This window comes from Pseudomonas wayambapalatensis, assembly GCF_049942315.1.
Taxonomy (GTDB): Bacteria; Pseudomonadota; Gammaproteobacteria; order Pseudomonadales; family Pseudomonadaceae; genus Aquipseudomonas; species Aquipseudomonas wayambapalatensis.
In genome coordinates this window covers 34,049-58,743 of the sequence record NZ_JBNFMU010000187.1, presented here as the reverse complement: position 1 = coordinate 58,743, position 24,695 = coordinate 34,049, and the positions used below count along the sequence as shown (strand labels likewise).

Genomic DNA, 24,695 nt, shown 5'->3' with positions numbered 1-24,695 from the left:
TTGAACGGCGAGGTGGGCGGGCGTGATCGCCTGTCTCGCCGATGGTTAGGAGTGTATGAACATGCAGATCGATGCTATAGCGAAAACCCGGGCTGCCATCAGTGAGCGGTTGTTGATCACTGGGGCAACAGGCTTTCTCGGTGGTTCGGTCGCCGCTCAACTGATCGCATACGGCTACGTTAGCCAGCTGTGCTTCCTGGTACGGGCCAGCAGCCCGGAGCAGGGGTTGGAGCGTGTGCGTACCAATCTGAGCCTGCACGGTGTAGGGGAAGTCGGGCGGATGTCGCTCAACGCCGATCAGGTGATTTGTGGCGACCTGCTGGATACCTCCTGGCTTGAGCCCGAGTCACCGAGGTTGATGACGATCGATCGGGTCATCAACTGCGCGGCCGTGGCATCTTTTTCGAAGAATCCAAACATCTGGCCGGTGAACGTGGAGGGCACCTTTGCCTTTGCCAAGGCGATGAGCCGCATGCCGCGCCTGAAGCGCTTCGTGCATGTCGGAACGGCAATGAGCTGCGGCCCTGATCGCGATTCGCTGGTCAGTGAATCCTGGCGCTTTCCGCAGGCCGACGCACAACTGGTGCCCTATACCGCTTCGAAGGCCGAAATCGAGCGACGCATGCGTCAGGAACTGCCTGATCTACCCCTGGTCGTGGCCAGGCCTTCGATCGTGGTCGGACACCGCACCCTGGGTTGCCAGCCGTCGGGCAGCATCTTCTGGATGTTCCGCATGGGGCTGGCCCTGGAAAGCTTCACCTGTGATCTGGAAGAGAAGATCGATGTGATCCCGGTCGACTATTGCGCCGATGCGCTGATCAATCTTGCGCTCAAACGCCATCTGCGGCATGACCTCTATCATATCTCCGCAGGCCGGGACGCTGCCTGTACGTTTTCCGATATCGACCAGGCCTTTGCTGCTGCCTGCGCGACGCAGCCGGTGGGCGAGCGTTATCAGAAAGTGGGTGTCGAGGATCTGCCGGTGCTGGCGGCCGACTTCGAGTCTCGCATCGGTCCAGGCAACCCACGTCTGATCATGCGCGCTTTGCGCCTGTACAGTGGTTTCGCCAATCTCAACTACGTATTCGACAACAGCCGTTTGCTGGATGAAGGCATTACGCCGCCGCCGCGTTTTACCGACTATCTTGAAGCCTGTGTTCGAACGTCCAGAGGCGTCGCGATCACGCAACAGATGCAGTGGGACTTCAAGTGAAGAGCTGCGCGGTGTTGGCGTATGGCTATTATTTCAGCCAGGATAGGCAGGCGATGGCTGAACGCTTGCCGTGCGTTCGTTCAGGCGTGAGGCCCTCGCATCGGAATGCAAAAAGGTGCTGATCATAGATGGAGCTGACATGAGCGCTTCTTCCGCCATCATACGTGTTGCCGTGCTCGATGATCATGCTGTGGTGCGCTGTGGGGTTGTCGCGCGCATCGGCGAGGAGCCGGATATCCAGGTCGTGGGCAGCTACGCCTCCAGCCTGGAGATGATTACCGGCTTGCGCACTGCGCCTGCGGATGTGTTGCTGGTCGATTACACCCTGAGCCCGAACGAGCTCGATGGCGTTTCGCTGATCCGCGCCCTGATGTCCAGGTTTCCCGCCAGTGCGGTACTGATCTTTTCTTCGCACTATGAGCCTGCGATCGTAAGCCTGGCCATGCGTGTGGGCGCCTGCGGGTTTGTCGGCAAAACCCAGGACATGGCTCATATGATCAGCGGCATCCGCACCGTGGCCAGAGGCAAGACCTACATTGACCCGGACATGGCCTACCGTTTGGTGGAGGTCAGCGTCAATTCGGCCCTCCAGCGAGCACCGACGCCCTCGGTGGAATGCAACGCGGTGCGAGTCGAGGGGGTGCGGCTGTCAGCCAAGGAAAGCGAGGTCATTCGTTGTTTTCTTGCAGGCCTTACGGTCAGTGAGATCGCCCGCAAGTTCCAACGCAGTGAAAAGACCATCAGCACCCAGAAGTGGTCGGCCTTCCGCAAGCTGGGGGTGACCTCGGATGCCGAGCTGTTCAACCTCAAGCATCAGTCGGGTGCCTTTTGAGGTGTCTGGCGCTGCTCAGCTTGGTGACTCTGGTGAGCTTGGCACCGCCAGTGGCCGCGCAGAAATTCAGGCTGAGTGAAGAGGAGCGGGCCTGGATTCAGGCCAACCCAGTAGTCAGGGTTGCAGCCGACCGACACTGGATGCCGATCGAGTACATGGAAGATGGGGAAATCAAGGGGTTAGCGGGAGAGTTGCTCGCCTTCATCGAACAGAACACGGGGCTGCACTTCGTCCCGGTACCAAGTGGTGACTGGTCCACCGTGGCCGGCCTGCTCGAACGGCGTGAAGTGGATTTGGTGTCGTCGCTAGTGCGTGATTTTGCCCAGCCGGCTTTTGCCGCACTGGTCAGCGAAACTCGTACGTACTACATCGGCAATACCTTCATTGTCGCGCTCGAAGACAATTCGATGGTCTTCGATGTCAAGCAACTGGAAGGTCGAGTGGTCGCGGTCAAGGGCGGTGGAGAATACGAGGCAAGGGTCCGCGCGCTGTACCCCGGAATAATCATACTGGCGACCCGCACCCCCGAAGACTCCCTGATTGCAGTATTAGAAGGGCGGGCCGATGCGGCCATGGGCGTGGGGCAGACGCTGCTGCCTTACCTGCGCAGGAAGTACGGTGGATTGCTGCAGGTCTCAGGAGGCATCGCCAGCCTTCCGATAGAGCTGACGATGGGTGTGCGGCGCGACCTGGTGATTCTGCACGGGATCATCGACAAGGCGCTCGCTTCAGTCAGCGCCGAGCGCGCCTATGAAATGGAGGAGCGAAGCTTCGATTACGCCACTTACGGTGCGCCGACGCTCAGGGTGATGTTCAGCTATTACGGGCCGATTCTTGGAGTGCTTGTCGTCAGCCTTCTGCTGATCCTCTTCTTCGCCTTTCATGCCCGTAAGGAACGGCGCGAGGCGATCCGCAGTGAAAGTGAGAAAAAGATGTTCATTGCAGTACTGACGCATGAAATACGTACACCGATGAACGCCATCATTGCGTCCATCGAGTTGCTGGGGCGCGGCGAAGAGCTTTCAGCCGAATCGCGCCGTTTGCTGGACCTGGCCAGAAGCGGGTCGGAAAACCTCCTTTATCTGCTCAATGATGTGCTTGACGTTTCAAAGCTGGAAGCTGGGCGCCTGCAGCTTGACCCTGCGCCGGTGGACGTCATGCGCCTGATCGGTTCGGTGGTCGACTTGTTCGCTGTAAAGGCGCGTGAGCAAGGGCTGACGCTGGAGTTGGTACAGGCATCTGGCATCCAGCAGTGGCTGATGCTGGACAAGGTGCGCATGGAACAGATTCTGCAGAACCTGATCAGTAATGCGATCAAGTTCACGGCGGCGGGGGGCGTGAAGGTGACGGTCGGGCTGAATACCGAGGCTTCATCACCGGGGATGGGCGAGTTGCGGATCCAGGTCATCGATACGGGTATCGGCATCGATTCCCATAGTCTGGAAAAACTGTTCGAGCCCTACACACAAGCCTCGGGTTCCGCCAGCCACCGCTCTGGCGGTACCGGACTGGGTCTGTTGATCTGCCGCCAGCTGTGCGAGCTGATGGGCGGGTCGATCGGGCTGTCCAGCGAGCTTGGCAAGGGTACAGTGGCCACGGTGGTGATCCCCTGTGAGCTGCATGAGCCCTCAATGCATCACGCTGCACAAACAGTCCCCGAAGCAGGCGCATTCCAGGTGCGTCAAGTCGAGCAGGCTTTGCAAGTTCTGCTGGTGGAGGACACGCCCGCCAACCAGATCGTGTTGCAAGCACAGCTGGAGGTTCTGGGTTGTCACTCGATGCTTGCACAAACCGGGGGCGATGCGTTGCTGGCACTTGAGCAGAACCGCTTCGACATCGTGCTGCTCGATTGCCAACTGCCGGATATCACCGGCTATGAGGTAGCTCGTCGCTGGCGACAGGCAGAGGTGGTGAACGGCGCGACGCCAACACCTATCGTCGCAGTGTCGGCGCAGAACGACGCGGCACATACCATCGCCTGTTTCGACGCGGGGATGAATGGCGTGCTGGGCAAGCCGATAAGGCTGGGCAAGCTCAGGGACACGCTTGCGCTATGGGCTGACATGCACATCGCCGAAGCGTTCGAGGACGCTCTGTCGGTCGGTACTCTGCAGGCAGCAGCCGATTCGCTGCAGATCGATGTAGACGCACTGGAGGCGGCGATCGAGGGGTACGACAAGGAAGCAGCGCTTTATCGCGTTCATCGATTGCTGGGGGCCTGTGCAGTACTCGGTTACCCCAGGATGATTCTTTGCCTTAAAGATCTTCAGTCTCATGTGCAGGTAGAGCGTTTCGATCAGGCCGGCAACGACGTGATGCATCTTCGCAAGGTACTGGCGGAAAAGATCGCCCGCTGACACTTTTAACAACAATACACCGTTCCAACCCATCGCTGATTTGACGCTGGCCATTATTGGCCGGGCGGGTGCGTGCGCGCGCAATTTGATTAACTGAGTGTACGAAAAGAGGTCATTGATGAAGATCACAGTTTCCAAGGGGATGGCGATTGCATTCGTCATATTGTGCAGTGGTTGTAAAACGATGGATCAACGATTGGATGAGTGTCAGGCGTACGGTGTAAGCCGGGACGTCTGTTATCAAGCCGAACGTGATGATATGCGCAGCGAACGTGAACATGCCGGTGAACGGTTTGACCGTGCGGTACGGGATGCAGAGAACGTCAAGAAACGCCGCAAGCATTCAAACTGAACCAGCCATTCGTCGAGGCACCGCAACGTGATCTGGGATAACAAACTCTTTCTTTGCATAAGTGCACTGATCTTCATGCTGCTCTGCACGGAGTGGTTGCACAGCTCGCACCTTGAGGAGGGTGCGCCATCTCAAAGTAAAAGTTACGAGCAGCCATTCGACACTGTGCCGCTGGTGAGCGTGCACATTGCCGGTAAGTATTACAACTTTCTCCTCGACAGTGGTGTCCCGGTGGTGCTCCTTGACAGGCAGTTGGCTCGTCAGGTCACAGTGCCCTTGGACACCCGCACCCTCGTCGACAAGACCGTGTACCAGGATCTCACCAAACTTCAGGGTACGCGTGGTGCGGTGGATCCTTCCCGGTTCGACCTTATCAAGCCCGTCGCTTTGAAACTTGGGCCATTCTCGCTGGTAGGCCAGGATGTCTGGGTGTCTACGGATCTATCTCCGCTGAGTGAGGCGATTGGCGTGCAGGTCAGCGGGATACTGGGTGTGGACACGTTCAGGCAGTTCAGTTGGGATGTGTCCAACGAAAAAAAGGTCATCCAGATTACTCAGCGTCCGCTTGAAGTGAGTGCGTTCGATGAGTGCATTGGTTACTCCGATAAATACGGTTCACAGCCGGAGCTCTTGTTGGCAATGGGTGAGCAGCAGGTGCTCATGCCCATTGATACCGGTGCGTCGAGGAGCTATATCGCCAAAGAGCTTGTCGATCACCTGAGCACGGAGAAGGGGGCTCTGCAGGTGAATCCGGGTATGGACGTTGTCGCCAACGCCAACGGAATCTCAGAGTTGTCGCGTTATGTGGTCAATGCCGTCACCCTTAACAATCAGCCACTGGGCATGATGGAAGTGCACGAAGTGCCTGATCGATATGGCGCGGGCATGGATGTGTTGAGTCGCTTCAGTCGCTATGCCTTCATTCCATCGAAGATGATGTTTTGCTACAGCGGACTCAAGCCAGTAGATCCCTTGCCGCTGGCCTATCGTGACATACGGATAAAAGTGCGAGATGGGCAAATCACGCTCGATTACAACACGGTTGACCAGTTGAGGGAGTCGAGTTTGCTCAATGGAGATGTGATCAAGCAGGTCAACGGTCAAGTGTATGTGCCACGTCAAATAGAGACGGTGAGAAATCTATTGAAGACGACCCCGCCTGGGAAACTCAATTTGCACATTATTCGCAATCATCAGGTTATGCAGGTCGATTTATAACGCTTGGGCGTGCGGGCGTTGGCAGGACAATTGAAACTGCGTTAACAGTCACCTGACCACGGATCATTTGCCGATGTATCGCGTGAGTGTTTACCGTTGCGCGTGTGCAATCCCGTTCCAGGTGACGCAGTGCGGTCCGAGGAGGCAGTAACCACAGGTGCGGCACTGATAAGAACATCGGTGAGTTATAACCAGCGCAGTTCGCGCAACAGTCAATGAGTCGTGAGCGGTTAATGAATTACCTGATTCGAAAAGATCCTGGTTTACCACGAGTACAGGGTGCACACCTGTCCAATCTGCATACCTTTCTGATTGCCGCACGGCACCTGAGTTTTTCCAAGGCTGCCGATGAATTGTTCCTGACCGCAAGCGCTGTAAGCCATCGCATTGCCCGGCTGGAGGAAGGGCTGAAGCTGAAGCTGTTTCACCGGCTGCCCCGCCAGGTAAGCCTGACGGCCGACGGCGAGCGGTTCTACCAGATCATGCAGAACACCATGGATGCGCTCGACCAGGCCATACAGTCACGCGCCGATGAACAGGTGCGTGGGCAACTGAGCCTGTATGTGCGTCCTTCCATCGTGCAGTGCTGGCTGATCCCAAGGCTCGCTGGCTTCGTAGAGCAATATCCTGATGTGCAGTTGGATATCCGCGTGGGTAATGAGCAGGTCGACTATCGCACCCGCAGCGTCGACCTCGTGCTGTGTTATTCCGACGGTGATTACCCCGGGCTTGTGAGCAGCCGAATCATGGCCGAGCGCATCGCGCCGGTCTGCAGCCCCGAATATGCCCGCCGCCATGGCCTTGATGGGCGGATGGACGAACTGCAGCGCTGCACCCTGATCCATGACTGCGCCGCCTGGCACAACTCGTCTTTCGACGCCGAGTGGCAACTGTGGCTCAGGGCGGTAGGCAGCGAGGCCCCGTTGAGCTCGCGGTTCCTGACTTTCGACCGTTCCGACCTGTGCATGCTCGCGGCGATCAATCACGCGGGTGTGGCGATAGGCCGCGAACAGTTGGTCAAGAACGCTTTGTCCCGCGGGGAACTGATAGCGCCCTGGGGCAGTTTCCAGCCGGCCAACGATTACGCCTATTACCTGGTGCATCCACCCTTGGATCCGCTGCCAAGGCGTATGCAAGTGCTGGTCGACTGGTTGAAGCAGCATGCCTTTGCGTGAGTGGCCAGCCGACCCTTTCCTCGAATTCGATTCAGACGGAGGTAGACCTGTGGCTTCAGAAAATATCCTGGCACTTGCGCTGGTCATGGCGGGCCTTTCGGTCATGACGGTGCAATCTGCGTCCAAGCCTTCCGCGCTTCAGGCAGGCGACAAGCCTCGTGCAGCTAGCGATGTGGTGGAAGGGGGAGACCACTATCTGTACTTCGAGTCCGACCAGGCCACCTTGAGCGAGGACGATCTATACGACCTGCAAGCCTTGGGTTGGCAACTGGCGCAAAACCCAGGTCAACGGGTGTGCATCAGAGGCCATGCCGATCAGTTCGAGCAGTACGAGCCCAGCGTGGCGCTATCGCGCGCCAGGGTGCAGATGGTCAGGTATGTCTTGCTCAAGCAGGGGGTGCAGGCTCGGCAGATCGTCACACGGGCGGTCGGTAATCGCTTGCCTATCGAAACCCGGCCAGACGAGCGTCACCAACAGGTAAACAGACGTGTGGGCGTGACGTGGTCCGAACCGGGCAGGGGAGTGGCTTGCCAATGAGGCCGGTTGTCGCAACGGCGTCGGTGTGCGCCGGACTGTTGGCCCTTGTGCTCATGTCTACCTTGGTTGTGTCGCTGCGTCAGGCCGTCATGCCACAGCAGGGCACTGTTGCTCCCGCGCTGAAAGAGCAGGCGCCTGCGTTGAGCGAGGTCTGCGAGAGCCTGGACGAACAAGCCTTTGCCGCGCTTGGCGCACGTATGACACGCGACCTGCAACGGATACTTGCCGAGCGAGGTTACTACCGAGAGCCGCTCGATGGGTGTATTGGCAGTGCAACGCAACAAGCGCTCTACCGCTATCAGCGTGACAACGGTCTGACCGCCACGGGTGCAATCAATGCACCTACCCTGACTCATCTGGGTATCCCGGTACCTGCGTGGTTGTTGCACCACAAGGACGCACCCGCCACGCCGGATAACGCTCAGTCGCCCAGCAGCAGCCCGACATCGCCATGAGACCTGCGCAAGCTTCGAGCCCCTGGCGGTTCCGTGTTGCGGTCGCGTTGGTGGTGGTGCTGTCGGCAGTCTTGTGCGTCAGGCTGTTCCAGTTACAGGTCTCAGGCAGCGCCTTCCTGATCCAGCAGGGCGACTCCAGAAGCCTGCGGCATCTGCAATTGCCGGCGTCCAGAGGCGTGATCACCGATCGCAGGGACCAACCGCTAGCGGTCAGCACGCAGGTCACCACGCTCTGGGCGGACCCGCGGATGCTGCAATCGCAGCGTGCACGCTGGCCGGAACTCGCCAGGCTGTTGGACATGGACCCGGCGAAGCTGAACCGGCAGTTGGACGACAATGCAAAAAAGGCGTTCGTCTACTTGCGCCGACGCCTGCCCCCTGATGAGGCCCAACGACGGCTCGACAGCCTGAGGAACGCGGGCATTCAGGGGGTTGCCGGGCTGGAAGAGTCCCAGCGCTTCTATCCGGCCGGTGCGACAGCCGCGCACATCACCGGCTTCACCGATGACAATGACCAGGGCATCGAAGGTGTCGAGCTGGCATTCGATAGCGCGCTTCAAGGCGTGCCAGGTATCCGCCAGGTGATCAAGGACCGCAAGGGCAATCTCAGTAGCGATCTTGGTACCGTGCGTCCCGCGCGGCCTGGCCAGACGCTGAAGCTGTCGATCGACATGCGTCTGCAGTATTGGGCCTTTCGCGAACTCAAGCGTGGAATCGAACAAGAGGCGGCAACGGCCGGCTCCGCTGTGGTAATGGACATCCGCTCCGGTGAGTTGCTGGCGCTGGTGAGCTTGCCGACCTACAACCCGAACAATCGCGCATCGTTGCCCCGCGAGGCCATGCGCAATCGTGCACTGACCGATGTCTTCGAGCCGGCGTCGTCGGTGAAGCCATTCGCCATGGCGGCAGCGCTCGAAAGTGGTCGCTGGAAGCCTACGGATACCGTGGACGTAGGTGACGGTACGCTCAAGATCGGCCGTTATACCGTGCGCGATGTATCAAGAAGCCAGGGCAGGGTCCTGGGCTTGAGTGATGTCTTGCTGCGCTCCAGCAACGTCGGCATGAGCAAGATCGCCTTCGATATCGGTGGAGAGCGGGTTCATTCCTTGCTGAGCAGGGTCGGCTTTGGCGTCGATACGCAATTGGGTTTTCCGGGTGAGCGGGCAGGAGTCCTGCCTGCGCATCGGGTCTGGAACCCTGCAGAAACCGCCACGCTGTCTTATGGCTATGGCCTGTCGGTCACCGCGGTCCAGCTGGCGAGGGCATACGCAACGCTGGCCAACGAAGGGCAGTTGGTGGAGCCGACGCTTGTGGCCCGGCAGCCATCACAGGGCAGTGAGCAGGTGTTACCTGCCGATGTGGCCAAAGCGATCACCCAGATGCTGACCCGTGTGGTGGAGGCCAATGGTGGCACCTTCCGCGCGCGAGTCCCTGGTTATCAGGTGGCCGGAAAGAGCGGCACCGCCCGGAAGACCGCAGCCGATGCTCGTGGCTATCGAGCCAATGCCTACCAAGGCATCTTCGCCGGATTCGCTCCGGCAAGTGCACCTCGCTTCGTGGTGGTCGTGGTCATCGACGAACCCAGCAAGCGTGGCTATTACGGCGGCCTGGTGGCAGCTCCCGTATTCAGCCGGATCATGGCCGCGGCGCTGCGATTGAACAATGTCCCTGGCGATGGCTTGCGGCCAGCGGTGCAGTAATGAAGCTCAATCATGTACTCAACGGAGGTAACCATGGCGAAGATCGCCCCTGACGGCAGCATCAAGACCATCTTCCTGCTTGCTCTGCTCGCATTCATGGCGACAGGCTGCAACCAGCCCGGCGACGCGCGTGGTCGGGTAGATCTTGCGCTCAAGCCTGTGTTGAAGGTCGAGACCCGGAACGGACTGGTCGTGCCAGTGACCATCGGCGGTAAACGTTACAGATTCCTGCTGGCGACGGGTTCGAATTTCACCATCCTCGACCAGCGGCTTGCAGGCGACCTGGTCTTGGATATGGCCCCGAGCGAGATACCGGAAATCTACCGTGAGGGCGTAACGACCATCAGAACCACCCTCGGCGGCGACCGGCTTGGCGTCGCTCATCCTTTGCCATTGCAGATTGGTACGCAGACTGTCATGGGAAGTGATCCGTGGCTGACGTTGGATCTTTCCGCCTATGAGCAGCTCATGGGCGTGCGAATCGATGGTCTTCTGGGGATGGATACTTTCAGGCGTTTCAGCTGGATCGTCGACAACCTCGAGCAGACGCTGCTCATCGCTCAAGGCACGCCATCGCTCTCCGACTACGACCACTGCAGCGGCTACAGCGACAGTCACGGCAACTCCCCGACGCTCTGGTTCAACTACTCAGGACAACCCGTGCCGCTGCAATTGAACACGCTCCTCGAGGAAAACTCGCTGCCTGAGCAAGCGGTTGAGAAGCTCCGGAGCCTGGGTGGGCGGGTGACGGATCTAGCCATCGAAGGCGGGATGACCGTGCCTCTGAATGCCAAACTCTGGGCGGACTTTCGGGTGGACGGTCTAGAGATGGACGACTGGCCCGTGGGTGAGGTGCTTTTCGCCAGCGCCACCGATGACGAACAAGGGGTCGGCATGGACTTCCTGGCGCGGTTCGATCGCTATGCCTTGCTGCCGTCCGACATGCTGTTCTGCTTCAACGCACGCGCTACCGCTCGACGCTTGTAGATACCGATAGAGCAGCCTATCCACGGTGCCTGCTCTGCGCGCATTGCGCCCTGATTATTCACGTTCTTTTCGGGGGCATCCTAAATACAGGATGCCTTGATATTTCAGAAAATCGACGAACCTATATTCGGCGTTCGCGCGTCGCCGTTTATTCATGATGTGCGCGATACCAGGAACTCATAGCTATGTTCAAAACTACGGCCCTCGGAAACTTGGAAGTCGATGGGGTTTTCTGTATCAGTATTCGGGAACGTTCAGATCGTCGGGCACTCTTCAACAGCGAGTTTGCCTGTAGCCAATTACCTATCGAATTTCTGTTGGTAGAGCGTGACAATGAATGCCCGGAACGAGGCTGTTTTACTTCTCATGCAGCGTGCGCCCAGTTAGCGTTGAGGCGGGGTTACCAGCGAGTGCTTATTCTGGAAGACGATGCAACATTGGTGCCGTTCAAGTTGATTCAAGTGGCACAAATTAACGCGTTCCTGAACCGCCATGAGCCAGAACTTTTTTACTTGGGCGCCAACCTCGGCAAGGTCTGGCTTACCTGGTGTCGGGGAATCGCACGGGTCCGCGCCAAGGGGACGCATGCGTATATCTTGTCCCGCGCGGGCTGTGAGCGCCTGGTGAGTCATGCACCTTATGCGGGGGAAGCGATTGACCGGGTTTTCTCGAAGCGATTCAAGGCGTTCATGGCGTTTCCGATGTTAAGTCAGCAGCAGTCGGAAAATCTGGCCCCCAGCGACATCGTTACCTCCCGCTCACTGGATGGCACCTATCCCGACGAAATCTTTTGGAAAGCCAACTGGCGAAAGCAGTACTTCCAGGTGCTGAAGAATATCGGCAAGACGCTGCTTCATCGGGATATGTAGGCCAATGGCCCAGGCGCTGTCGACGACAGCGCCTGGGCCATTGGCGGGCGGGCTTTCAGAAGTTCGCAGGTGAAAGGCGGCGATCCGTGACTGGCTGGTCGTCATTGGAAATGGTGACTTCCACGCGACGGTTCTGCGCACGGCCAGTGCTATCGGCGTTGTCCGCCACCGGGAAATCCTCACCGTAACCCCTGACCACAATGCGCCGCGGGTCGACCCCAGCGCGCACCAAGGCGGCCTGGACGCTGGTGGCCCGGCGATCGGAGAGCTTCAGGTTGTAAGGCGCCGGGCCTTTGCTGTCGGTAAAACCTTCAACGATCACCTTGCGCTCGGGATTTTCATTCAGGTACTGCGCAAGACGCCCAATGTTGGCGTGGGCACTGGTCCTGAGCGAAGCCTTGTCGAAGTCGAACAGCACATCACCGAAGGTGACCACGGTGCCGCGTGGTGTCTGCTTGGCATTGAGACTTTCGCGCAGCTTTCGAATCTGCGCTTCGCGGGCTTCGAGTTTGGCCTGTGCCCGCAGGGCGCTGGCGTTCCTCAGGTCTGCTTCGGCAACACGCAGTGTCACCGTCTGCCTTGCAACCTCCACCCGCTGGTTGCCCAGGTAGGCCAGGTGACTGACTTTCTGTTCGTCTTCTCCATCGAGGTAGGCCAGGTCAGCCTGGTCCAGAGCCTGCTCGGCCTCTTTGGTCTCGACGGCGGCGACCTGGCTTGCCTGTGGATCGCTCTGCAGCGTGGCGAGGTTCACGCGTGCCTGCTCCAATTGAGCGTTTGGCGCGTGCGAGCAGCCAGCGATAGCGCCCAGTGTCAGCAGGGCGGGGATCAAGAGGGTCTTTTGCATGAATGCATTTCCTTTCAAACACAATGGGTAGGGCGCTGTTTACCGGGCGCTGCGCATGGCCTCGCCGAGGACGTCCTGGGCTCCGCGCTGGGCGTCGCTTGCCGCCTTCACAGCCTTGGCGGCCTGGGCTTTGCGCTCTGCAACCCTGGCGTCCCATTCCGCTTGCTCGGCAAGCCTGCGGGCCTCGCTGTTGTCAGCACCGTGCATGGCGACTGCGGCCTGCTTGAGCTTGTCCTGGGCCGCGCGCATCTCGATGGCGGCGAACTCGGTACCCCCAGCGCCGACGGCGGCGTCCACCTGGGACTGGGCTACAGCGTACTGGGCGCTCGGTGAGTCGCTGGCGCAACCTGTGAGCAGGGCGCAACACCCCAATGCCAATATCAATGTGCGCTGCCTGCCGATAAGTACATAGGGCTTTATCATGGCGAATTATTCCTTTACGAGAGTTCAATGTGTGCAGAGGAATCATGCGTGCCGTAAGTTGTAGTTGTTCGGGATTGCTGAAGTTCATCTTGCGCAAAAACTATAAGTACTGCGCGTTAGCGGGTAAATACGTGATATTTGCTCATGTTTGGCGTGATGGTGGTTAAGGCGTTATCGGATGCGCAGGCATCACGCTATCGATGATGAGCGATCATTTGGCAAATTACTGTCGTTTAGGTTTTTATCGGGTGCATCCATGCCCTGTTCGATAATCTGGAGACCTGATGAAGTCTTGCGTGACACCCACGGCGCGTTTTCGCAACCACCTGACTATTGCCGTCTGTAGCGCCACGCTGTTGATCTTGAGTCAGGCGGTACTTGCCGGCGGCGCTAATGTATCTGCGAAGGCTTATGTGTTGATTGACCCCGATACGAAACAAGTTCTCGCGCAAAAAGACGGGAATCGGCGATTCGAACCCGCCTCCACCACCAAATTGATGACGGCGTTGTTGGTGTTCAAGGCGTTGCGTGCCCAGCACATCGACCTGCAGCAAAAGGTGTCCATCAGTGGTTCTGCCTGGAAAAAATCGGGCACGACCATGTACCTTCACGCCGGCATGGAGGTCACCGTGGACGATCTGATCAAAGGCCTTCTGGTGCAATCAGGCAACGACGCGGCCTATGTATTGGCTGAGGTGGTGGGCGGTACGGTCGATCAGTTCGTGATCATGATGAATGCCGAGGCGCAACGCCTGGGTATGCTCGATACCCATTTCATGAACCCTGCTGGCCTGCCTGAAGAGGGCCACCTCAGCAGCGCCGTCGACCTGGGTGCCTTGGCGCTGAGGTTGGTGAACGGATTTCCTGACTACGCGCACTATTTCGCGATCAAGGAATATCACTATCCCGGAACGCCGACGGCCAATCGCAGGAATCGCAATTCATTGCTGTTCAGCGATCCGACCGTGACGGGCATGAAGACAGGCTACACAGCGGCAGCAGGCTACTGTCTGGTGGCGACTGCACAGCGGCGAGTCGATGCCACGCATGAGCGCGGCATGCTGCTGGTGCTGCTGGGCGCCGAGAATGAAAAGCGCAGGGCCGAAGAGGCGGCGGGCCTGATCAGTTGGGGCTACCGTGCCTTCGAGCAGGTTCAGGTAGACCAAGCCTTGGCATCTTTAGATTCCATCAAGGTCTGGAAGGGTATGACCAGTCGCGTGGAAATTGGGTTTCAGGCCCCGGTCACGCTATCAGTGCCTACGGGGCAGCAGGCGGGCCTGACGGGCGAGGTCGAGTATTTCGAGCCGATTATCGCGCCGGTCGAGCAGGGCCAGCAGGTAGGTGTGGTGCGTTGGAGCCTGGCGGGTAGTTTGATCAAGGCCGAGCCGATCATCGCGCAGCATGCCGTACCTGAGGGCGGATGGCTGAGCCGGGCATGGGGGAGTCTGTGCCTTTGGTTGAGCGGCTTGTTGGAGTGAGGCTCGTGGAGTGTTGTTAATGCCGGGGACATGTGCGCGACGGGTCACCGAAGGCGAGGCGTGATCTGCCCCAATGCTGTCAGGCAACTCGTTGGTGTTTCGCAACTAATACTCATGTTTTCGACCTGGCAGCCTCGACTGTACGTACGGCGCTAGCTTCAGCGAGGGCAGATATAAGAATCCTCCTATATATTGGAGGGTGGATGCAGCTCCAATATTTCCAGCCAGTTGAGTCGGGTGGTTGGAATGCAGAGTAAAATTAAATTTGATGTTGACGCTGTTTATTGCATTTCGCTCGATGTGCGAAGCGACAGGCGAGCGTTATTCAGGCGCGAGATCGGTGAGCGACTCGGCCAGCGAGTGATCTTCCACATCGCGCAAAAGGACAGCAACCCACAGCGCGGCTGCTATCTGTCTCATCAGAGACTTGCCCAACAAGCGCTCGATGAAGGTCTGGGCAGGATTCTCATCTTTGAGGATGACGCGAAACCCTACGACGTCAAGGTGGGTCGTGTCGCGTGGATAAATCGTTTCATGCGCACGCGACACTTCGAATCCTTGCACCTGGGTTACAGCATGGGGCGAACGTGGCTGACGTGGTGCCCCTTCATTGCGAGAGGGCGCGTAGTCGCTCTTCATGCCTATGTGCTTTCGCGAGCGGGCTGTGAGATTTTGGCAAAAACTCCCTATGACGGTATCCCAGTGGACGTGATGTTCAAAAAGCGGATTCGGCAACACTGCGTATTTCCGATGATGTTCCGACAGCATTCCGCTAGCGAGGCGAGCAGTGATATCGAGGGGGTGATCCAAAACGAAGATGAATGGTGGGAAAACAATTGGCGAAAGCACTGGCGTTCGCCCATAAAAAACTTCTGGCGCACACTATTGCGGCTTGACTTTTAAGTCGGGTGACGTTGTGTGGATGTCGACAAGCAGCGGTATTTCGGAAATCTCGCTGGCACCGTATTCAGCTTGGCAGGGTCAAGACTATCTAGCCAGGCGTGGGCGTTTTCGGAAGTCATGCTGGCGCCTACTCTTGACTTGATTTCCTATTGAATGAGAACGTACAGTGAAGCCGTCCTTGAACAAATGCACTCTCGACGCAAAATCATTAACACAGCTCGCCCTGGCACCCCTGCTGGCCGCATTATCGAGTCACGCAAATGCAGCGAATAACTCTAGTGGGTGGGAGCAGGATTATGTTGACGTACCTGCTGCTCGCGAACTAAAACTGTTCGGTCGCGGAGTCGACGTGGGTGTCATTGATCGCGGGTTTCTTCCGCAGCACCCTGCTTTTTTCGGGCTGGATATTCGACCACTGATCAACCGTACAATCATCAATGACATGGCGTTTGACTCGGATCTCTCAATTCCGAAGTTCGGTACAGACAAGAAAACCGGACTACCCACGATTGAAAGTCATGGGGCGAGTGTTAGTGGAATTATCGCATCGCGCACAGAAAGCCTTGGTGAGTTCACATTTGTAGGTGGCGTTGCGCCTGAGTCTCGACTATTTCAAACAGAGGTGGGAGAAGTGGATGAAGACGAGGATGAGGATGAGTCGGATGACAATGCAGTAGAACTCCCATCCTCCTTGCTGACGCCCGGAAAAGAGGAATACTTTTACGGCGCACTGTCCACGCTTCAGCAGAAAGCACCTTCGGTTAGAATAATCAGCAATAGTTATAATGATGACCCTATTGGCGAGACGCCCGAATCGGTCGATCTGGCGTACTCAAGAATTGACCCCGCCGCTAAGCACCCCTTCATTGACGAACTCGTAAGTGGCGTGAAAAGTGGGCGCTTATTCACATTCGCTGCAGGTAACGAAAGTAACGTTCAACCTGGGTTGCTCGCGACATTGCCTCGATATAGGCCAGAGCTGGAGAGTGGCTTTCTGAGCGTGGTTGCAGTTGGGGCAGACGGAAGGTTGACGGACTATTCAAATGAGTGCGGTGTTTCAAGAGACTGGTGCTTGGCGGCTCCAGGCGACCTGTATGTGGTGGACGCGAGCGTGAACGAAGATGGTAATATCGAGTATGTTTATAAGGAGAGTGGTGGAACCTCTTTTTCAACCCCGCTAGTGAGTTCAAGCGCAGCATTGATTGCTGAGCGGTTTCCTTATCTGAGTATTGCGCAGGTAAGAATGACGTTGCTGACGACGGCCTCGGATCTTGGCAATCCTGGTGTGGATACCGAATTCGGTTGGGGACTTTTAAACCTAGGAAAAGCAATCAAAGGGCCCGCGATGCTCTTTGGCGATCAAACCTTGACGATGAACCCAACCGCGCTTCGCTGGAGTGGTCGTGACGTCTGGAATAACGATATAACGTCTGGTGGCACACTTACCAAAAGCGGTGCAGGTACTTTGACCCTTGCAGGCAACAACCGTTTTTCGGGTGTTACTGTAGACCAGGGCGAGTTGGCGCTTGACGGTACCAACCAGTTCTCTACAACTAGTCATGTTCGCAGTGGGCGGCTGGTCGTGAATGGCGCGTTGACGGGCCCAGGACTGACGGTCGCTGAAAGTGGTGAATTGCGCGGCAGGGGCCAGGTGAATGCACCTACCAGATTGGAGGGTACGCTCGTAGTCGACCGGGAGGTCAGCGCACTATCCTTCACTCGCTCGCTGGAACTGTCGACTACCAGTACCCTCAAGACCACAGACAGCCAACATGCGGCAATCCGCCTTGAAGGGCCAGCGGCATTCGCTAATCTCGGCGGTCGAATTCAGCTCACCGCTGGACCTACCCATAGCGTTGGAACCGTACAACCGCTCATCGTTGCGAGCCAAGGAGCAGGTTACGGCGGTGGCTTCGATAGCTTGCAACAAGCCCCGGGACTCGCCGAGCGAGGCATGCGATATGACCTGAGATTCCGCCAGCACTCTGTCGATTTGATCTTGGCATCGACAGAGCTGCCCGGCCAAAAAGACTTGAGAGGAAATACGGCGAGAACTGCAAGTGCGCTAAACGCGTTGCGAGATCGACCTATCGCACTGCGTGCGGGGGCTTATAACGAATGGCTTCAAAGCAATTTATCGAGAGGCTATCTCGACGATCTGCCTCGCAACGCGGGTGGTCAGGTCTATGCCGACAGTTTAGCGTACTTGAGTCGGCAACCTATCGCCGTAAACAATGCTATGTCTTCCGAACTTTCCAATGTCTCTCCTGGCCAGACGACTCGATTGTGGATGCAAGGCCTCACCTCTGGACAGCGCAATGAGGGCGGCTCGAGTGCCAGTAACAGCAGAGAGCGAAGCGACGGCATAGCAATTGGCATCATCCAAAAAATCGATGAGCAAAATCAAGGTGGGGCTACGCTAGCCCAGACTAAAGGGCGCGTGAGCAGCGCCGGTGGAAAAGTTGAATTTGATATCACTCAGCTTTCTGTTGGTTTCATTCATGCTTTCGACAGCCTGCAGCAAGGCCCCTACCTGAGCGGTATCCTCGGGGCCGGTTATTTTGATGCTAAGAGTAAAAGGGATCTGACCGGGTTCACGAGTGCAAAAGGGGACAGCAATGGCCAGCTCTATCATGCGAGCATCAACGTTGGGTACCAGCAGCGGTATGCAGACTGGCGTATCGAGCCCAGGATCGGGTTGGTGGCAACACATACACAATTGAGCGATAGGCGAGAAAAGAACAGCGAGCTGGCGCTGGGCGTGAATAAAGCGAGTAAGGACGCTACCTTCGCTACTGTTGAACTGAGTATTGGGCGCGGCATACCGATGGGTAGTTGGTCAGTCGAGCCTGAGCTTAACCTTGGCTACCATCGTTCTTTGAGTTCACGAGGGGCAAGCAGCACCGCTACCCTTGAAGGCATGGAGGTGAAACAGAACTCGGCCGAACAGTCTCGCGATCTTTTAAGTGCAGGCTTGGCCGTGCGTGCGCGTCACGGAAGTGTACAGGCGAGTTTGGCGCTCAAAGAAACCCTCGGAGAAAAGATCGGAAACAGTGCTGGCGCTACGCTTAAATTAAGTTACGAGTTCTGACGGAAGATATATCGTTCTTGACGTGCTCTTCAACTGCTCGCGCGGCTTTTGGAGGGCATGATATACACATTGATGATGTTCTCTCGGTTTTTGGAGGCGCTGTAGTATGTGGCTAAAACAACTTCCTTTAGTGATCGGTGCGAGTATGGCCTGCTTGGCCCTGTCTGCCTGTAATGATAGTGGCAATGAACGAAAAGACGTTAGTGCGTCATTGGCGGCTCAAGATAAGGCCGCTTACATATGTGAAGGCACGGAGGTGGATGTAACCTTCATTGGAGAGGACGCTGCAAACGTTTTCGTCGGTGGCAAACTTTTCACTCTGGAGGAAGAGCGCACAGCTTCAGGGGCCAAATATTCCGACGGAAAAGGGAACAGTTTATGGGCGGAGGGCGAAGTTGAAGCGTTACTGACATTGAGTGGGCAAGGAGTTCGTAAATGCACTGCTGTACTTTAGGGGTTCTCCGATCAAGTCAGCACCTTTTCGGCATCCCTAAGCCATCCATTTCTGGCTGACGGGCAACGTGTTCGGAGTTTTCCTAGAAAATCGCCAGCCCTGTGTTTTGCAAGCCTTGACATTGCCCTAGTTGAGTGGGTGCTGATACATTCATGACTGTTGATCAACCATCTATTGAGTCGCCATGTTTGATTGGGAAAGCCTCCGATATTTTATTGCTTTCGTTCGAGAAGGATCATTGGCAGCAGCAGCTCGGTCTTTAGGTGTCGAGCATGCCACGGTTGCAAGAAGGATCTCTGCCCTCGAAACCGCATTGAACATGAAGCTTGTCGACCGCAGAGCGCGCATGTACGCACTCACCGAGGACGGCCTCCGAGTGGGCGAGTATGCAGCGCTGATGGAGTCGGCATCGTTCGCGCTGGAACGCTTTGTCGACGGCGAGGAGTGTCGAGTGGAAGGTGAGGTCGTTTTGTCAGCGCCTCCTGCCTACCTAGGCACTCTGGTAGCTCGCAGATTGGGGGAGCTACGTGAGCGTCATCCTCGACTTCAGATCAGGTTGGTGGGAGCAAAATCGACTGCGTCCTTGGCGAGAAAAGAAACGGATATCGCGATCACTTTCAATCGACCTGAAGAGCGAAGTGTTGTTGCCAAAAACCTGGGAACATTGTGCTTTTACCCTTGTGCAAGCGAGGCCTACTTGGCGAAGCGATCTCCTGAATACTTCGAGTTCATTGGCTATGACCAAAGCATGGTGGAGTCAACACAGCAGAGATGGCTTATGGATCATCTCGATGGTCGGGAGCTTTCGGTGACCAGCAACGACTTGCGGATCCAGGCACTCGCAGCAGTTGGGGGAGCGGGAGTGGTTTACCTGCCGGACTTCTTGGCTGCCGAGTATGGGCTTGTGAGAGCTGACAAGGATATCCCTGCCCTTGAGCTTCCAATCTGGCTCGCTTTTCACGAGGACTTGCGAAACTCAGCGAAGATCAGAGTGGTACTCGACTTCCTCATTGAAGGCTTGGCAAAAACCACATCAATGTGAATTTTTTCACACCCCGTTTGCGCCTCCAGCGAATGGGCGTCCATCAGTCCTCTGATTAATCTGGCCCGCACCAGTTATCAGAGAGACCTCGCTCATGAACAGCACAACACCCCAACAGGGGACACTCGCTGTGTATCGAACAGCATGGATCGTCACCGCGATTTTTATCCTCTCCAACGCCGCTACTCCGCTCTACAGCATCTGGCAGCAGACCTTAGGCTTTACGTCTGGAACCCTGGCCGTGATTTTCGCCTGCTACATCATCGGACTGCTGTTCACTCTGACGGTGGCAGGACAGCTATCCGACCACTACGGACGCAAAGCTCTGCTGCTGCCCTGCATCGGCTTGGCAATCATCGGCGCTATCCTGTTCCACCAGGCCGAAAGCATTGGTGCCCTCATGGCGGCTCGCTTCCTCACCGGTATATCTGTTGGATTGGTGGTATCCGGAGGTATGGCCAACGTCGTTGAGCACGCTCAACCGCACCGAAAGCACTTTGCTTCGTTGATGGCGTCTGTGGCGATGGTTACCGGTGCAGGTGCAGGGCCGTTACTGGCTGGCATCGTCGCGCAGTATTTCGCCACTCCCATTCACACGGTCTTTGAGATTGAGATCGCTCTTCTTTGCCTGGCGTTTTTTGCTCTTTTAGGCCAAAAAAACCGCAAGCTGGGGGTTGGTTCGTTCAAGCTGCGCTTACCAACCGTTCCGAAAGAGAGCGTAGGTATCGTCCTGCTGGGCATCGCTTTCTTTGGGCCCGGCCTCACATCTACTTCGTTCATCCTTTCCTTGGGCCCGAAGCTGATCGCCACGTTCATGGGAATGAGCAGTCCGTTGATTACCGGCTGCATGGCATTCTTCATGTTCATTGTTGCGGTAGGTGTCCAGTTCGCAGCCAAACGATTTGGCCATCGCACGATCTTCACCATTAGCGGGGCGGCCACGATTGCGTCGATGAGTAGCGTCTGGATCGCCATGGAAATGAACTCTGTGTCCTGGCTGATTGCTTCAGCCCTCTTCGCCGGAGCAGGACAAGGGCTAGGCCAATTGGGTGGCCTCACACTTATCGCAGACAATGTCCGCAGCGAGCGGAGGGCTGAAGCCAATGCGATTTTCAATATGGGTGGGTACATTCCAGCTGGAACAATTCCAGTGGTCACCGGCTACTTGATCGACTTCTTCGGATTGTCCACGGGTATCACGACATTGGTAGCCATCATCGGATCCTTGGGATGCTTGGCCCTTATCCATGTCCACTGGCGAAGCCACACTAGCACCGGGCAGCTTGAGATAGAGCCTAATAAATGTCGTGGCAAGTAGAGCAAGCGTCGAGATATTTGGATTCCATCAAGGTCTGGAAGGATATGACCAGTCGCGTGGAAATTGGGTTGCAGACCCCGGTCACGCTTGCAGTACTTACGGGCAGCATGCCGTACCCGAGGGCGGATGGCTGAGCCGGGCGTGGGGGAATCTGTGCCTTTGGTTGCGTGGCTTCTTGAGGTGATGCTAGCGGCATGCTGACGCCGCAACCATGTGTGCTCCCGCTCACAGTCGTCGACACTTGATTTGACGTAACCCTGTCAGGCAACTAGCTTGCCATGCCTACTTCCTCGGATGCTTTGGGTCCGGGCGATAACACTGACAAGGACTGTTGCGTCATGACCATTTCCCTCAAGCAAGGGCTTGCGGCATTGCTCTGCTGCGGTGCAGTTACCGCACAAGCCGAACCTTCCTCGGTCGGCGACTACTGGCTCATCCACCAGCAAGGCGGCATGTACAAGAACGAAGCCTTCGTCGTTGATGGCGAGCCTGCCAATATCTTCCAGCGCCCGGGCGGTATCCGTTCGCTTGGGGTATTCAGGCTTTACGAAGAGGGCGCCAAGCCGACCATGACCGCCTATGACGTCGAGGTCGATTGCGCCAAGAATCGTGTGCGCCTCAAGGGTGCGCAGAACGTCGACAAGTTCTACAACGATATCCGGCCGATGAAGGTCTCCACCCAGTGGCAGAAGAAGCCCGAGACCTGGTTGGCGCAGAGCCGTGACTTCCTTTGCCAGCCAAGCCAGCGCCAGGCCAAGTTCATGATTCCGATGGGCAAGATGCTGCCCACCCAGATGGTGGCGACCGCTCCAGGCCTGTTCCAGTTGCGTAACCGAGAGCATGGCAGGGACCTCATCCTGAAGATGGTCGATCAGGCCTTCGACCAGATGCCCGCCAGGAATGCACCTGCCAAGGAGGTCGTGCGATGAAAACACTGCTCTCGCTGACCATCGCTGCACTGCTGCTCGGCGGCTGCTCCGCCATTCCGACCCTGCCCGAAGCCCAGGCGCGCAGTTACTGGAAGAACCGCTCGGTGGCCCAGGCGGTCGATCACTTCGGTACACCCAGCGAGATCGCGCTGGCACCGGAGAAGGACTGGGTGGTGCTGATCTATCGCCGCGACACCTCTTACGTATCGCGTGAAGCGCTGGGTACCTACACCGGTCCGCAGAACGGCCAGCTGGTGCATACCGAGTATTGGGGCGATGTGGTCAACTCGGCCAGCTGTGAAATCCGCGTGGCGGTCAATCGGGCCAGGCAGGTGGATTACCTGCTGACTCGGGGTCGCTGTGGTGGCATCAAGCTCACCCCCAGCGCCTGAGCAAGCCAGGTCGGGGCGCTCAAACCTGCTGCCTGAGCTGTTTCCACTGCTTCCTGGGACACAAGCTCGATGAGAAATGCCCTGCCAGCTTCATCAGGCTGGCAGGGAATGGCCCCATCAGGCGGCCCGCTGCTCGCCCTTGAGCAACTTTTTCTGGGTTTCCATGGTTTGCCCGAGCTGTTCCAGCATGTCTTTGCCAAGGAGTTTTTTGGCGGTCGGGAAGAGTTCGCCTTCTTCTTCCTCGATGTGATGCTCCAGCAGCTCTTTCATGACCTTGACCCGACCGGCAAACTCAACGGTGCCGGTGTCAGTGCCGAGAAGGTCAGGGATGACGAGGGAGTCGACAGTGCGATGCTCCTCCTTGGCCTCGTAGTACATCTTCGCTTCTTCCTTGCCCCCGGCTTCCTTGATGGCCGGGTAGAGGATTTCCTCCTCGAGCGCGGTGTGAATCTGCAATTCCTGCTCGATTCTCTGCAGTAGCTCGGCACGTTTTTTCACGGCTCGCTCTGTGGTGGCGGACAGTTCTTCAAGAAGTTTCTTCACCAGCTTGTGATCCTGAATCAGCAAATCGATAGCGTTCATGGCGTTGCCTCATCACGGGTTGAGAATACAAAACTTGCCTGGGGTTGAGTCATTGCGAAGCGGCGGGGTTCAACGTTCACGATGGGTGGCATCAGCGATCCGCGCACAGATCAGCGATGACCAGTGCTGCCCTATTAACAGCCAGGTGGAAGGTCTTGTGATGGGTTGCCAAGTAGAAGGAATTTAGGCGTGGCATGGAAATCATATGTCATGCGAGAGACATTGAATGCACCAGATCCTTTCACCCACCCTCAACTGAACAAGAACAAAAGGGGGCTGACATGAGTTGTCTAATTTGCGCTGGGCAGGCTGAGTCCGTCGAATGCATCAGCGGCTGGGAGGAGCGGCGATGCTCCCGATGTGGTTGTTACCGGATGTCCCATTCACTCATTCTGATGATGATGGAAGAGGGGCAGATTTTCGATGCCGAGCGTATGCGCGAGTGGTTGATGTCCCATCGTGACAGGATGCCCGTTCCCAGCATCGATCATGCCCAGGCGATATGGGTGCTTTAATCGGCTGGAATGATCGAGATCTTGCCATTGCGCTCCACGATGGCAAACTTCACCTGCTCGATGTTTTCGATACCCTGGCTATCCTGCGCCGACTCAAGAATGTCGTCTTCCGTGAGGCGTGCGCGGCGCATTCGGTGATGCAGAAAGCGCCCGTTTTCGACGACCAGGGTAGCGTGCCCATCCAGAAGCCGCGCCAAGGGCTTGGAGTTGAGCTTCGCCAACGACAGCCCTACGTCGAGGACGATCAGCGTAGCAATCACCAGCATGGCGTTGGTGAACGAAAAATCCTCACCCAGCAGCGCCTGTTGAGTCGCCTCTCCAATAATCAGCAGCAGGCCAACAGGACGATGACCACCAGTACATACCAGCCAACGCGCTCGAAGCGCCAGACGCGTTGCTGCATCGACATGTCTTCTTGAACAGGATTGCGTCTGGACGCCCACTCGTCTTCCGGCATGATCCCTTGCCCTCAGGCGCGCTCGCCGCGAAGCCAGCGTTGGTGATAGTGAGCAAGTCGCGTCAGCCCGAACAACGCTCCCTGTCGCATGACATCGGACCGCTCACCGAAGAAGCGTTGGGTACGGGTAAATACGGCTGTGGGCTCCCCGGCAAAAGCCCAGGCAAAGCACAGGGTGCCCGGTGGCACACCAGACTCAGGCGCGGGCCCCGCGACGCCAGTGGTAGCGATCGCGACATTGGCGTCGCTGTCTCTCAAGACCCCCAGCGCCATTTCCCAGGCTACTGGCTCGCTGGTCAGGCCGTAGCGTTCGATGGTTTCGGCGCTGACGCCAAGCAAACGTTTCTTGGCGCTGGGGGAGTAGACCACATAGCCACTTTCCAGCACCTCCCCGGTGCCTGGCACCGCCGCCAGAAGCGCGACCATGCAACCTGCCGTGCACGATTCTGCAGTCGTCAGGATCAACTTGTTGTCTTTGAGATAGCTGAGGGCAGTCAATACCGGTTCGCTTGCCATAAGACATCGACTCGCTCGTTGTTGTGCGGTGGACGCAATCAAACGGTGATTGGTT

At 57.2% G+C, this 24,695-nt stretch carries 24 protein-coding genes; 19 read left to right on the top strand and 5 right to left on the bottom strand.

All coding sequences use genetic code 11. From position 1 onward, the window contains the following. Positions 1-55: 55 nt before the first annotated feature. From cprA to ACPZMI_RS14710, 11 genes are all read left to right on the top strand, one after another. The gene (cprA, locus tag ACPZMI_RS14760) at positions 56-1,213 is read left to right on the top strand and encodes a cationic peptide resistance protein CprA (protein WP_426352539.1); all 1,158 of its coding nucleotides are present in this window, start codon (positions 56-58) and stop codon (positions 1,211-1,213) included. A 139-nt stretch (positions 1,214-1,352) separates the two neighbouring features. Continuing rightward, positions 1,353-2,045, top strand: a complete 693-nt coding sequence (locus ACPZMI_RS14755; RefSeq protein WP_186720482.1) for a response regulator — start codon at positions 1,353-1,355, stop codon at positions 2,043-2,045. 32 nt (positions 2,046-2,077) lie between these two features. After that, positions 2,078-4,402 carry an ATP-binding protein gene (locus ACPZMI_RS14750; protein WP_426352538.1) on the top strand — a complete coding sequence of 775 codons (2,325 nt, stop codon included), beginning with the start codon at positions 2,078-2,080 and terminating at the stop codon, positions 4,400-4,402. Positions 4,403-4,520: 118 nt separating this feature from the next. Then, positions 4,521-4,754, top strand: a complete 234-nt coding sequence (locus ACPZMI_RS14745) for a hypothetical protein (protein WP_156343784.1) — start codon at positions 4,521-4,523, stop codon at positions 4,752-4,754. 27 nt (positions 4,755-4,781) lie between these two features. Next, positions 4,782-5,972 (top strand): aspartyl protease family protein, encoded by a 1,191-nt coding sequence (locus ACPZMI_RS14740; protein WP_186720478.1) that lies wholly within the window; start codon positions 4,782-4,784, stop codon positions 5,970-5,972. 233 nt (positions 5,973-6,205) lie between these two features. Next, the gene (gene dsdC / locus ACPZMI_RS14735; protein WP_186720624.1) at positions 6,206-7,147 is read left to right on the top strand and encodes a DNA-binding transcriptional regulator DsdC; all 942 of its coding nucleotides are present in this window, start codon (positions 6,206-6,208) and stop codon (positions 7,145-7,147) included. A 49-nt stretch (positions 7,148-7,196) separates the two neighbouring features. Beyond that, on the top strand, positions 7,197-7,685 hold the full coding sequence (locus ACPZMI_RS14730) for an OmpA family protein (RefSeq protein ID WP_186720477.1): 489 nt from the start codon (positions 7,197-7,199) through the stop codon (positions 7,683-7,685). A gap of 53 nt (positions 7,686-7,738) precedes the next feature. After that, positions 7,739-8,140, top strand: a complete 402-nt coding sequence (locus ACPZMI_RS14725; RefSeq protein WP_426352537.1) for a peptidoglycan-binding domain-containing protein — start codon at positions 7,739-7,741, stop codon at positions 8,138-8,140. Continuing rightward, entirely contained in the window at positions 8,137-9,840 is a 1,704-nt protein-coding gene (locus ACPZMI_RS14720; protein WP_186720475.1) for a peptidoglycan D,D-transpeptidase FtsI family protein, read from the top strand. Before ACPZMI_RS14725 ends, ACPZMI_RS14720 begins: the two co-directional genes overlap by 4 nt. 33 nt (positions 9,841-9,873) lie before the next feature. After that, positions 9,874-10,827, top strand: a complete 954-nt coding sequence (locus tag ACPZMI_RS14715; RefSeq protein WP_426352536.1) for a retropepsin-like aspartic protease — start codon at positions 9,874-9,876, stop codon at positions 10,825-10,827. A gap of 185 nt (positions 10,828-11,012) precedes the next feature. After that, positions 11,013-11,696, top strand: a complete 684-nt coding sequence (locus ACPZMI_RS14710; protein ID WP_411382652.1) for a hypothetical protein — start codon at positions 11,013-11,015, stop codon at positions 11,694-11,696. A gap of 55 nt (positions 11,697-11,751) precedes the next feature. Here the strand turns inward: ACPZMI_RS14710 and ACPZMI_RS14705 are convergent, their stop codons facing one another. Then, entirely contained in the window at positions 11,752-12,540 is a 789-nt protein-coding gene (locus ACPZMI_RS14705) for an OmpA family protein (protein ID WP_426352535.1), read from the bottom strand. A 39-nt stretch (positions 12,541-12,579) separates the two neighbouring features. Further along, positions 12,580-12,963 (bottom strand): DUF4398 domain-containing protein, encoded by a 384-nt coding sequence (locus ACPZMI_RS14700; protein ID WP_186720470.1) that lies wholly within the window; start codon positions 12,961-12,963, stop codon positions 12,580-12,582. Between the two features lie 284 nt (positions 12,964-13,247). Here ACPZMI_RS14700 and ACPZMI_RS14695 point away from each other — a divergent pair, with 284 nt between their 5' ends. The 8 genes from ACPZMI_RS14695 (at position 13,248) to ACPZMI_RS14660 (ending at position 22,570) form a co-directional block, all read left to right on the top strand. Next, a complete protein-coding gene (locus tag ACPZMI_RS14695) occupies positions 13,248-14,441 on the top strand; it encodes a D-alanyl-D-alanine carboxypeptidase family protein (RefSeq protein ID WP_426352534.1) in 1,194 nt (397 codons plus the stop codon). 246 nt (positions 14,442-14,687) lie between these two features. Further along, positions 14,688-15,344, top strand: coding sequence for a glycosyltransferase family 25 protein (locus ACPZMI_RS14690; protein ID WP_426352533.1), 657 nt, complete (start codon positions 14,688-14,690; stop codon positions 15,342-15,344). 166 nt (positions 15,345-15,510) lie between these two features. After that, positions 15,511-18,435 (top strand): S8 family serine peptidase, encoded by a 2,925-nt coding sequence (locus tag ACPZMI_RS14685; protein WP_426352532.1) that lies wholly within the window; start codon positions 15,511-15,513, stop codon positions 18,433-18,435. A 106-nt stretch (positions 18,436-18,541) separates the two neighbouring features. Further along, complete coding sequence (locus ACPZMI_RS14680; RefSeq protein ID WP_186720466.1) at positions 18,542-18,889, top strand: MliC family protein; 348 nt, start codon at positions 18,542-18,544, stop codon at positions 18,887-18,889. A 184-nt stretch (positions 18,890-19,073) separates the two neighbouring features. Further along, positions 19,074-19,931 (top strand): LysR family transcriptional regulator, encoded by an 858-nt coding sequence (locus tag ACPZMI_RS14675; protein ID WP_186720465.1) that lies wholly within the window; start codon positions 19,074-19,076, stop codon positions 19,929-19,931. A gap of 94 nt (positions 19,932-20,025) precedes the next feature. Further along, entirely contained in the window at positions 20,026-21,249 is a 1,224-nt protein-coding gene (locus ACPZMI_RS14670; RefSeq protein WP_426352531.1) for an MFS transporter, read from the top strand. 338 nt (positions 21,250-21,587) lie between these two features. Continuing rightward, positions 21,588-22,178, top strand: coding sequence for a hypothetical protein (locus ACPZMI_RS14665; protein ID WP_426352530.1), 591 nt, complete (start codon positions 21,588-21,590; stop codon positions 22,176-22,178). Beyond that, positions 22,175-22,570 carry a hypothetical protein gene (locus ACPZMI_RS14660; RefSeq protein WP_426352529.1) on the top strand — a complete coding sequence of 132 codons (396 nt, stop codon included), beginning with the start codon at positions 22,175-22,177 and terminating at the stop codon, positions 22,568-22,570. The genes ACPZMI_RS14665 and ACPZMI_RS14660 overlap by 4 nt, the downstream gene beginning before the upstream one ends. A 117-nt stretch (positions 22,571-22,687) precedes the next feature. Here the strand turns inward: ACPZMI_RS14660 and ACPZMI_RS14655 are convergent, their stop codons facing one another. The 3 genes from ACPZMI_RS14655 to ACPZMI_RS14645 all read right to left on the bottom strand — a co-directional run bounded on the left by ACPZMI_RS14655 (position 22,688) and on the right by ACPZMI_RS14645 (position 24,640). After that, positions 22,688-23,152 (bottom strand): PA2171 family ribosome-binding persister protein, encoded by a 465-nt coding sequence (locus ACPZMI_RS14655; protein WP_054893723.1) that lies wholly within the window; start codon positions 23,150-23,152, stop codon positions 22,688-22,690. A 511-nt stretch (positions 23,153-23,663) separates the two neighbouring features. After that, positions 23,664-24,056, bottom strand: coding sequence for a DUF421 domain-containing protein (locus tag ACPZMI_RS14650; RefSeq protein WP_411384475.1), 393 nt, complete (start codon positions 24,054-24,056; stop codon positions 23,664-23,666). An 80-nt stretch (positions 24,057-24,136) separates the two neighbouring features. Continuing rightward, complete coding sequence (locus tag ACPZMI_RS14645; RefSeq protein WP_411382643.1) at positions 24,137-24,640, bottom strand: CinA family protein; 504 nt, start codon at positions 24,638-24,640, stop codon at positions 24,137-24,139. Positions 24,641-24,695 lie beyond the last annotated feature (55 nt).

Bases quoted from the DNA above. Each gene is read 5' to 3' on its own strand.
- ACPZMI_RS14675 (WP_186720465.1), top strand. From the start codon at position 19,074: ATGTTTGATTGGGAAAGCCTCCGATATTTTATTGCTTTCGTTCGAGAA.
- ACPZMI_RS14645 (WP_411382643.1), bottom strand. From the start codon at position 24,640: ATGGCAAGCGAACCGGTATTGACTGCCCTCAGCTATCTCAAAGACAAC.
- dsdC (WP_186720624.1), top strand. From the start codon at position 6,206: ATGAATTACCTGATTCGAAAAGATCCTGGTTTACCACGAGTACAGGGT.
- ACPZMI_RS14670 (WP_426352531.1), top strand. From the start codon at position 20,026: ATGAACAGCACAACACCCCAACAGGGGACACTCGCTGTGTATCGAACA.
- ACPZMI_RS14665 (WP_426352530.1), top strand. From the start codon at position 21,588: ATGACCATTTCCCTCAAGCAAGGGCTTGCGGCATTGCTCTGCTGCGGT.
- ACPZMI_RS14720 (WP_186720475.1), top strand. From the start codon at position 8,137: ATGAGACCTGCGCAAGCTTCGAGCCCCTGGCGGTTCCGTGTTGCGGTC.
- ACPZMI_RS14705 (WP_426352535.1), bottom strand. From the start codon at position 12,540: ATGCAAAAGACCCTCTTGATCCCCGCCCTGCTGACACTGGGCGCTATC.
- ACPZMI_RS14680 (WP_186720466.1), top strand. From the start codon at position 18,542: ATGTGGCTAAAACAACTTCCTTTAGTGATCGGTGCGAGTATGGCCTGC.
- ACPZMI_RS14655 (WP_054893723.1), bottom strand. From the start codon at position 23,152: ATGAACGCTATCGATTTGCTGATTCAGGATCACAAGCTGGTGAAGAAA.
- cprA (WP_426352539.1), top strand. From the start codon at position 56: ATGAACATGCAGATCGATGCTATAGCGAAAACCCGGGCTGCCATCAGT.
- ACPZMI_RS14725 (WP_426352537.1), top strand. From the start codon at position 7,739: ATGTCTACCTTGGTTGTGTCGCTGCGTCAGGCCGTCATGCCACAGCAG.
- ACPZMI_RS14690 (WP_426352533.1), top strand. From the start codon at position 14,688: ATGCAGAGTAAAATTAAATTTGATGTTGACGCTGTTTATTGCATTTCG.
- ACPZMI_RS14695 (WP_426352534.1), top strand. From the start codon at position 13,248: ATGAAGTCTTGCGTGACACCCACGGCGCGTTTTCGCAACCACCTGACT.
- ACPZMI_RS14745 (WP_156343784.1), top strand. From the start codon at position 4,521: ATGAAGATCACAGTTTCCAAGGGGATGGCGATTGCATTCGTCATATTG.
- ACPZMI_RS14660 (WP_426352529.1), top strand. From the start codon at position 22,175: ATGAAAACACTGCTCTCGCTGACCATCGCTGCACTGCTGCTCGGCGGC.
- ACPZMI_RS14755 (WP_186720482.1), top strand. From the start codon at position 1,353: ATGAGCGCTTCTTCCGCCATCATACGTGTTGCCGTGCTCGATGATCAT.
- ACPZMI_RS14715 (WP_426352536.1), top strand. From the start codon at position 9,874: ATGGCGAAGATCGCCCCTGACGGCAGCATCAAGACCATCTTCCTGCTT.
- ACPZMI_RS14700 (WP_186720470.1), bottom strand. From the start codon at position 12,963: ATGATAAAGCCCTATGTACTTATCGGCAGGCAGCGCACATTGATATTG.
- ACPZMI_RS14710 (WP_411382652.1), top strand. From the start codon at position 11,013: ATGTTCAAAACTACGGCCCTCGGAAACTTGGAAGTCGATGGGGTTTTC.